At 39.8% G+C, this 8,692-nt stretch carries 7 protein-coding genes; 2 read left to right on the forward strand and 5 right to left on the reverse strand.

Going from position 1 to position 8,692, the window contains the following annotated elements; genetic code table 11:
* Positions 1–30 precede the first annotated feature (30 nt).
* Entirely contained in the window at positions 31–720 is a 690-nt protein-coding gene (locus ACUN2T_RS08100) for a PAS domain-containing protein (RefSeq protein ID WP_445497027.1), read from the reverse strand.
* A gap of 1,010 nt (positions 721–1,730) precedes the next feature.
* Between ACUN2T_RS08100 and ACUN2T_RS08105 the strand changes: the two genes are divergently transcribed.
* Both ACUN2T_RS08105 and ACUN2T_RS08110 read left to right on the forward strand, forming a co-directional pair.
* Positions 1,731–1,946 (forward strand): helix-turn-helix domain-containing protein, encoded by a 216-nt coding sequence (locus ACUN2T_RS08105; RefSeq protein WP_132356262.1) that lies wholly within the window; start codon positions 1,731–1,733, stop codon positions 1,944–1,946.
* 1,283 nt (positions 1,947–3,229) lie between these two features.
* Entirely contained in the window at positions 3,230–3,478 is a 249-nt protein-coding gene (locus ACUN2T_RS08110) for a hypothetical protein (RefSeq protein ID WP_445497028.1), read from the forward strand.
* 15 nt (positions 3,479–3,493) lie between these two features.
* Here ACUN2T_RS08110 and ACUN2T_RS08115 read toward each other — a convergent pair whose 3' ends face one another.
* The 4 genes from ACUN2T_RS08115 to ACUN2T_RS08130 form a co-directional block, all read right to left on the reverse strand.
* Positions 3,494–4,672: a MalY/PatB family protein gene (locus tag ACUN2T_RS08115; RefSeq protein ID WP_445497029.1), complete on the reverse strand. Its 1,179-nt coding sequence runs from the start codon at positions 4,670–4,672 to the stop codon at positions 3,494–3,496.
* Positions 4,659–6,113 carry a Na+/H+ antiporter NhaC gene (nhaC, locus tag ACUN2T_RS08120; protein ID WP_445497030.1) on the reverse strand — a complete coding sequence of 485 codons (1,455 nt, stop codon included), beginning with the start codon at positions 6,111–6,113 and terminating at the stop codon, positions 4,659–4,661. The genes ACUN2T_RS08115 and nhaC overlap by 14 nt, the downstream gene beginning before the upstream one ends.
* Before the next feature lie 159 nt (positions 6,114–6,272).
* Complete coding sequence (locus ACUN2T_RS08125; protein ID WP_445497031.1) at positions 6,273–7,274, reverse strand: LacI family DNA-binding transcriptional regulator; 1,002 nt, start codon at positions 7,272–7,274, stop codon at positions 6,273–6,275.
* 254 nt (positions 7,275–7,528) lie between these two features.
* A complete protein-coding gene (locus ACUN2T_RS08130) occupies positions 7,529–8,200 on the reverse strand; it encodes a helix-turn-helix transcriptional regulator (protein WP_445497032.1) in 672 nt (223 codons plus the stop codon).
* Between the last annotated feature and the right edge of the window lie 492 nt (positions 8,201–8,692).

The raw sequence follows: 8,692 nt of genomic DNA on the forward strand, positions 1-8,692 counted from the left end.
ATTTTACAGTTAATGATTAGTGGTTTAAATCTATAATTCCCTGCTACCAATAGTGAAAAATCTCTCAGGAACGTAAAGGTGGTAATTATTTTTCTTGCAGAAATCTTCTAATTCCATATGGGGTAGTAAATTAAATTTTTGATAAATAGATTTAATATGACTAATCACATCTTCTGTACTGATCATTAATTCTTTACTGATGCTTTCTTCATCTTGTGAACGCAGAGCCAGAAACAGAATCTCCCACTCAGTCTGCGTCAGTATGTTGTTAGGTGGGATAAATTGCAGGGTTGACGGCGATGTTTTTTCATAATAGTAAGAAACAGAAAAATCTTGGATTTTGTACATATGGAAAATAATCCCCATGCAATTACCCTTTTCATCACAAAGGGGATATTTGTCACAAAGATAGGTTTTTTTTACTTTATCTACTCCAAGCAGATGGGTTTCTAGTGTAGTGACCCGTTGCATAGTTTGAATAGCTTTTTGATCCTGACGGTAGAATTCTTCTGCACATTCGGCGATAGGTAAGGGTAATTCACCAGCAGAAAGTCCTATAATATCAAAATCTTCAGGAAGGTTAAGTAGTTGATAAAAAGCAGAATTCGCATAAATAAATCTTGATTGCAGATCTTTAGCTCCCCAAGGCTCATTACTTCTGTCCCACATTTGGGTTAATTGTGATGTGATATTACTGGGGTTTTTTTTGATGTTTGACATAACAGCTCCTAACTCTTTATTTAAATTATTATTTGAAACTTTTGTTTGCCGATTATGCTTCAAGTGGGCTGTTCTATAATAGAAGATAATAACTTCTTCGTCAAAAGTCGTATATTTATTAATTGATCTTTTACTATTTAATGATGTTATTTTAAATTAATGTAAATATAACTATGTTTATTATTTTTTTGAGAAAATTGTTTTATGGTTTATTGAATAAATGGCCCGGGCTGTTGTTGTGCTCGCTGTTGCGCCTGATATCTGGCGTCTTTTAGCGATAAAGCATGTGTTATCAACGGTAAATAAGTGCAGATTGTGTCCGAAGTCATCCGTAGCCTCTTTAGTTGTTAATGGATAAATAATTATTTGTCCTAATGCTTGATAGCTATTTCACTAAGCTGTTTTATGTGCTTTCATTTATAATGAAGAGCAATTATTGACCGTGTTATGAAGAAAACGATAATTTTTGAACACCTTTCTAATGTGACCAGAAGAGTGAGATAAGCAAATTATGCCTCTTGCATTAAGTGTATATTTGGTATTATCAAACACTATCTATTTTTACTGTTCATTTGAAAGCATGGTTTGCAGCAATTATTCTTATTGAAATAAGTAGTAAATACTTAATGGTGAGACTAATATAAGTCTTACAATATAGCTACACTTTGTACACCAATTGGTTGTGATAACTTAGTATGCGTCATGCTACGCCATTAAAAAATGGTTTTAAGAAATTCATTGAAGTATTTAATACGATTCCAACTTTCTTAAGAATAACTAAACTTCTGTATCTAGATGTAACATTTCAAACAACAATCATCTCTCTTTCTATATCGGAGAATTTGCTGTGCTTTGCGGGGTTTAACGTTTTAGCACAGCTATTTTTTAGTATTCCGCACCAGTGCGGGCCCAGGGGAAAAGCTGTAACAACATAAAAACATTGGTCTGATAAATAGGAAGCGGATATGAGCATAGTACCTTGCATAACCAAACTGAGAAAGGAAACAGGAATGATCGAAAGACACGATTGGCATAAAGCAGATATTATTGCGGCGCTGAAAAAACGAGGAACATCGTTGGCGGCAGTTTCAAGAGAAGCAGGGCTTGCATCATCTACTTTATCAAATGTTTTACACCGCCCATGGCCCAAGGGTGAGCGGATTATTGCGACCATTTTGAATTGTGAACCATCTGAAATATGGCCAAGCAGATATTACGGTAAGTAAGTGATTATTCGCAGAAATTAACTTGAACTTCTCATAACGAGGTCAATGAGCAGGGAATTCAATGTCTGGGGTACGAGCAGAATTTTTAACAAATGAAAATTCTCTTTGTACATCAGGCATGATTTTGATAGGCAGGTTTTCTACATATATTGAAGTTCGGTGGTGTTTTGCAAGGATGAAAATTTATTTCTCTTTAAACAAAGAATACAATCGGATTAAGTGCGATTTGGTAACATGTTGCACTTATCCGGTTCTTCGCCATTATTGGGTACTGATATAATATTGTATTTTTATTTTATGGTGTTAACTGAGTTAAACCGGTGATCACCTTATCAAGATACTGACGAGGGCAACCCAAATTTATCTGGGTAAACCCTTTTCTCTTATCGCCAAAATTCCATCCCATTGAAAAATTGCATTTATTAGTCGAATCTGCCTTATATAAATTATCCAAGTCAATCCTATGTATTGAAGATTTCCATTCACATAATGAGAAAGGAGTCAAACAAGAACTTCAGGCGCATATATTATTACTTAACCTGACAAGAATATCGGTAAATTATTTTAATCACAGAAACGATGATGAGGAGAGTTGTATCGATAACAAGGAGAACAGGGATAAAAAATGGAAGCTGAATTTAAAAAACTGTTTGTTTTTTGTCGTCAAGCATCTCCCCTGCTCATACAGGGGAGGTTAAAAAAACATTTAAGATCATTTTATTACATACTCCACACCCATATGACAAGAATGATCCAACGAGTGAGACTAGGGAGGCACTATCCACGAAAATCGATGAAACCGAGAACACGACGGAATTCTTTTGATGCTCCGATAAGGATTTAACCGAATGCCATTGTCCCGTATCTACCCATCCTAATTTTTCGGTATAAACTAATTTTCCTTGGATTATATCATCTCTTTTACTCATGAAAACTCCCGTAATTTAGTTAAGTACGCCATAAAATTTCAGATATTAATCAATTCACACTCACATATTCATTATATCCGCAATGACATGAACAATATCATCTTCACTGCACTTTTTCCCAATAGGGCTAATCCCTTTTGATAACACAGGCTCAACTATAAAATACAACATTTACAATTTTATGACGTATAAATCAAAATAAAAATTTAATATTCTATTTTTAGTTTATTATATGATATATTATCTTTACAATTAGTAAATTACTAAATAAGTTTCCAAAATAGTGCTACATCTTATACCACTTATAATTCTATGTATAACAATGGGTTGAGAAAGTCCATGTGTAGCAGAATTATGAAGAGTTATTTAGATATGGCGAAATTTTCGGGGATTCTGGCTACATGTCTATGTAGCCAATGGACAGTCAGAAGTAATTCTGATAGAAGCATCATTCTGGGCAATAAATACAACAACGATTTAGGGCACAAAGAAACGTTTAACGCCGATTTAAACAAAGAGTCCAGCCGGATAAGCGCGGTTTGGTCATATATTGCGCTTATCCAGCTTTTTGCCATTATCTCGCCACTATCGGATGCCGATTAATATTGTGTTTTTATTTTACGGTGTTAACTGAATTAAACCGGTGATCACCTTTTCAAGATACTGACGAGGGCAACCCAAATTTACCCGAATAAATCCTTTTCCCCTATCGCCAAAATTCCGTCCCATTGAAACGGCTATTTTCGCTTTCTGTAGCAAAGCCGACTGGAGAGCATCATCATCCAGACCTAAAGCGCGACAATCTAACCAAGCCAGGTATGTGCCTTCTGCTTTGGTCATTCGGCACCAAGGGACAGTCTGCGTTATCGCTTGTTCCAACCAGCGGCGGTTCTCTGCCAGGTGATTTTGTAGCTCATTAAACCATAGACTTCCATGTTGATAGGCTGCTGTGGCCGCAGTCATCGATAGCGCGTTAAATACATCTAATCCGTGGGCGTTTAATCGATCATTGAAGGCATGACGAAGGCCGGGATCTGGAATGAGAAAGTTCGATATACGAAGTGATGAGAGTCCAAATGTTTTACTTGCTGAGGTGGCGGCAATGACGTTGCTGTGCCATTCGTTCCCCAGATGCAGTACTGAGGTGAACGTTTTCCCAGGTAAAATCAAATCAGCCCAAATTTCATCGGAAATTACCGTTACACCGTACTTTTTACAGAGCGTCAATAGCCGGGTCAACTCGTCGCGATCCCAGCATCGGCCAGTAGGATTGTGTGGGTTACATAGCAGGAGTAAAGGCGGTCTGTGTTGTTCCAACATCTGCTCTAAATGATCATCGTCAATTTGATAACCGTCCGGACTTTCAAGGAGTGGATTTTCAATAACCACTCTGTCGTTCATAGTGATGATTTTAGCGAATGAGCCATAATAAGGCCCTTGTATCACGACTCCTTCACCCGGTTTACTGAGCATCTGGATCAGCAAAGCCAGCCCGGGTATGACACCTTCTATTGAAGTGAACCAATTCCGGCATAAGGTCAACTGATGGCGTTTTGAAAACCAGTCTATTGCTGCCTGGTAATAGTTATCGTCGCGTTCGCTATAACCGAAAATGCCGTGGTCGATTCGGGTGTGTAGTGCTTGCTGGATTTTTTCCGAACATTGGAAATCGAAATCAGAAATCCACATTGGCAGAAGATCAGTTTGGTTCAATTGCAGGTAACGATCCAAAAAGTCCCACTTAACAGAGCCTGTATTGTGGCGATCGATTATTTGATTGAAATCATGCGGCTTCATGTTGGCTTTCCTTATTCTTCAGGGAATGTTCTGGTGCGACTCTTGCAATACCGAAACCAGTAAAGCCATAAATGAGTGCAAAAAAGACGGCGGCGTAGCATTGGATAGCCCAGGGCAGCAGCTCAAGCGTACTGACACCCAGCGTCGTCGCCATGTAAATGCCAGCGGCGGTCCATGGGATGAGTGGCTCAATGACGGTACAGGCGTCTTCTATTGTCCGTGACAGGTTTTTATTATCCAGCCCCATGCGGTGATAGGCCCCTTTGAAGAGTTCTGCCGGGATGAGGAGAGCCAGTTTTCCGTCACAGGTGGCGCCGGTCACAAGGATGGTTGTGGCTACGGTTGCCGCGATAAGTTGCCCGGTTGTGTGAACCGCTTGCAGAAGCCGGTTAATGATGATGGTCAGGGCACCTGTGAGTGCTAAAACGCCGGCAAACGAGAATGCACAAAATACCAGCAGGATGGTGCTCATCATCGATAACATGCCACCACGATTGAGCAGACGTGGGACGTCGTTAACGATCCCGGTGATGTTGTGTCCCTGCTCAGAGAATATTGAGAGATTGAAGCCATCTATCAACGCATTAAGGCCCTGTTTAAGTGTGAATCCCTGAAGACCTATGCCGATCGCAATAGCCAATGCACATGCGGCCAGCATAACGGGTATCACCGGACGTTTTGTTATTGCGCCCCACAAAACCAGTACCGGTGGCAAAATCAGTAATAAATTGAAGTGATAAAGACTTTCAAGGGATTGCATTATTTCTGTGACTTTTTCAGGTGTTGCTATGCTACCTACCGAGCTGGTATGACCCGCGATAAGATAAACAATCGCCGCTAAAATAAAGCTTGGGATAGTGGTATACATCAGGTGTTGAATATGGTTGTAGAGATCGGTGTCGGCGACGATGGCAGCGAAGTTAGTTGAATCAGATAAAGGTGAAATTTTATCGCCGAAATATGCCCCTGAAACAACTGCGCCTGCGGCGGCGGCCAAAGGCACATCAAGACCTGCCGCGACCCCCATTAGGGCAACACCCACCGTTCCGGCTGCACCCCACGATGTTCCGGTGCAGACTGAGATAACGCTCGTGATAAAGAAGGCGGCAATGAGTATATATTGCGGGCTAATCAGTTTTAATCCCCAGTAAACCATATAAGGTATGGTTCCGCTGATCATCCAGGTTCCGATGAGTCCCCCGACGCAAATCAGTATCAGGATCACTGGCATTGCTTTGGTTAGCTTTGCCACAATGGAATTAATAATGTCATTCCAGCGGTAGCCTTGCCAATACGCTAAGGCCGCCGCTATTCCTGCTGATACGAGTAATAAGGACTCAATGCGCAGTCCCAGTTGACCATAGCCAATAACCAGAAGTAGGAGCATTGCTACGATCGGCAGCATAGAGAGTCCCAGATTAAGCTTTTTTTTGTCATCCATTTAAAATCCCTGTTTCGGATATGTTATTGAGAAAGAATAATAAATTTTTTTCGAATGGAATGTGAGAGGTGTGACTTGTCCATGTAATCGGTTTCATGAAGTGTGAAAATGCGATCTGTGTATCGTTTTTTACGTTTGTTTTGTAGGTAATGCTTTCCTTTATCCTATGGAAAAAACAGAATCTCTGATCACGAGTTCGGCGGAGAACATATTCAGTTGTGGGGCGGGTTCTTCCTGGGCATTGAGCTGTAACGCCAGATTAGCAGCCCGCCGTGCGATTCTTTCTATTGGGTAGTGTACCGTCGTTAAAGACGGGTAGAGATATCGTGCAAGGACAATATCATCAAACCCAACAATTGACAGTTGTTCTGGTAAGTTGATTTTCCGTTGATGCAGGGCCCGCATCATGCCGGCAGCCATAACATCGTTGAATGTCACTACGGCAGTAAAGTTGATGCCGCTGCTCAAGAGCTTTTCTGTTGCCAGTTCTCCTCCTTTTTCGTCAAATGGAGCGCTGATAACCCAATTGCCAGGTACTGTGATACCCGCATGAGTCATTGCAGAATAATATCCCTCCAGGCGGAGTTTTCTATCATCAATAGGCAGGTCTGTTGTTACACAGGCGATTTTTCGATGACCATTTTGGATAAGGTAGTGAGTAGCAGCCTGCGAAGCGCTAACATTATCTAACCAAATACACCGGTTGGCGATGGCAGGCAAATATCGATTAACAATCACTAATGCTGGCGTATGCGCTGCATAACGTAATATGTCTGTATCACTCATTCGAGTGGTATGTGCCACTATCGCTTCGCACCCTTGATTGATTAAAAAATCTAAGGCGGATTGCTCGAGTTCAGCCTGATGCCCACCACTACAAACCATCAGTTTTACCCCTTTTTTCCGGGCAATTTCTTCAACTCCGCGCGCTAAACGGGAAAAAAAAGGATCAGCCAGGTTACCGGTGAGTAAACCCAACATATCCCCGCATCTTGTTGCTAGGGCAAGCGCAGCAGAATTTCGGTGGTAGTTGAATTCACGCATTGCTTTCTCGACACGTTCACGGGTACCTGGTTCGACGTAAGCTGTGTTATTGATGACCCGGCTTACGGTAGCTATGGATACTCCTGCTTGATGTGCTACGTCTTTCATTGTGGCCATATTCCTTCCCCCAGCAGTGATGTAATCAATGACAAATGTGAAGTGGGGGATCATAGCCTAATTTATTCAGATTATCATGAAAGGATTTATATACTTCATTGCAAGCGAATAACATGAATCGGACATATTTGAACAATCTTTGATGAATGGTTTAGTCATAATTGGCATGTATTGAATGCTACCCGTTCTCCCTGTCATTTAATCAGGGAAAACCGATTAAATGGCAGGGTATATAGGGGTGCAGGCATCATCTTTTATAGCAAAAAATGGCCTGTAGATTGAGAGTATTTGGGGGGGATATAGAGATCATAATTATTTTTTTTGCAAAGTAGCCGCAGTTCAGTCATCGATCCAATAGATAATTTTTCATAGATGATTTTTAGATATTTTTCCAGGGTACGATCTGAAATTTTCATCTCATTGGCAATATATTTATTGCTGACACTCCGGCAGAGTAAAAAAATTATTATCCACTCTTTCTCTGTCAATATATTATTAGGAGGGGTAAGCCTAACAGAGATAGACATGTCATTTTCAATGTAATGGTATGCTGAAAAATTATTTATTTCTTTAGTGTGACAAATTATCCCCATGCATTGATTATTTTCACCCATTAATGGGTATTTGTCGCAAGAATAGGATTTGAATTTTGGACCATTGTCTGGCAGATAAGTCCCAATAGATGATACTTTCTGCATAGATTGTAAAACCTTACGGTCATGTTCTTCAAAAAGGTGAGCAAAATTATTAAACGCTGTAGGTAATTCTTTATCAGAATATCCTATAACATTAAAATTTTCAGGTAATTTGTTTACTTTAATAAACACTGGATTTGCATACATGAAACGGAATTCTTTATCTTTTACAAACCATGATTCATGACTTTTATCCCACATATTTGTTAACTGAGGGGTAATTTGACTCATATGTGACCTTAAAAAATTTGAATATAAATAAAAAAATATTCCAGTAATGAACAAAGACAGTGATTTGTTCTATAGTGAGCTACCCAATAATCAGACGTAATCGCATTGCTATGATTGTCAGTATGTCCAGCGCCAGATTAGCCATCCATTTTATTTAACATCCAGTTTCGTATGGGTTATAGCAATAAGGTAATGAATTTGCTTCGAATGGAATGTGATGAGTATGACTTGTTGATGTAATCGGTTTCATGAGGTGTGAAAATGTGACTCATGCATCAATTTTTTATCTTGTTTTATGGAAGATTCGCTTTCCTGCTCTATCACTTTTCTGTCTTTCTAAGACAGCGTTTGGATCAGGCTTGAAGCAACAACTGACGACGTCGTTAAGCCTATGAAAATAACTAATCATTCAATGAACACGCTTTTATTTATAAATTGGTTTTTTAATGTAGGGAATCAATTGCTCGAATACCGTTATCATCATAACTCATT

It is taken from the genome of Photorhabdus machadonis, from assembly GCF_052657765.1.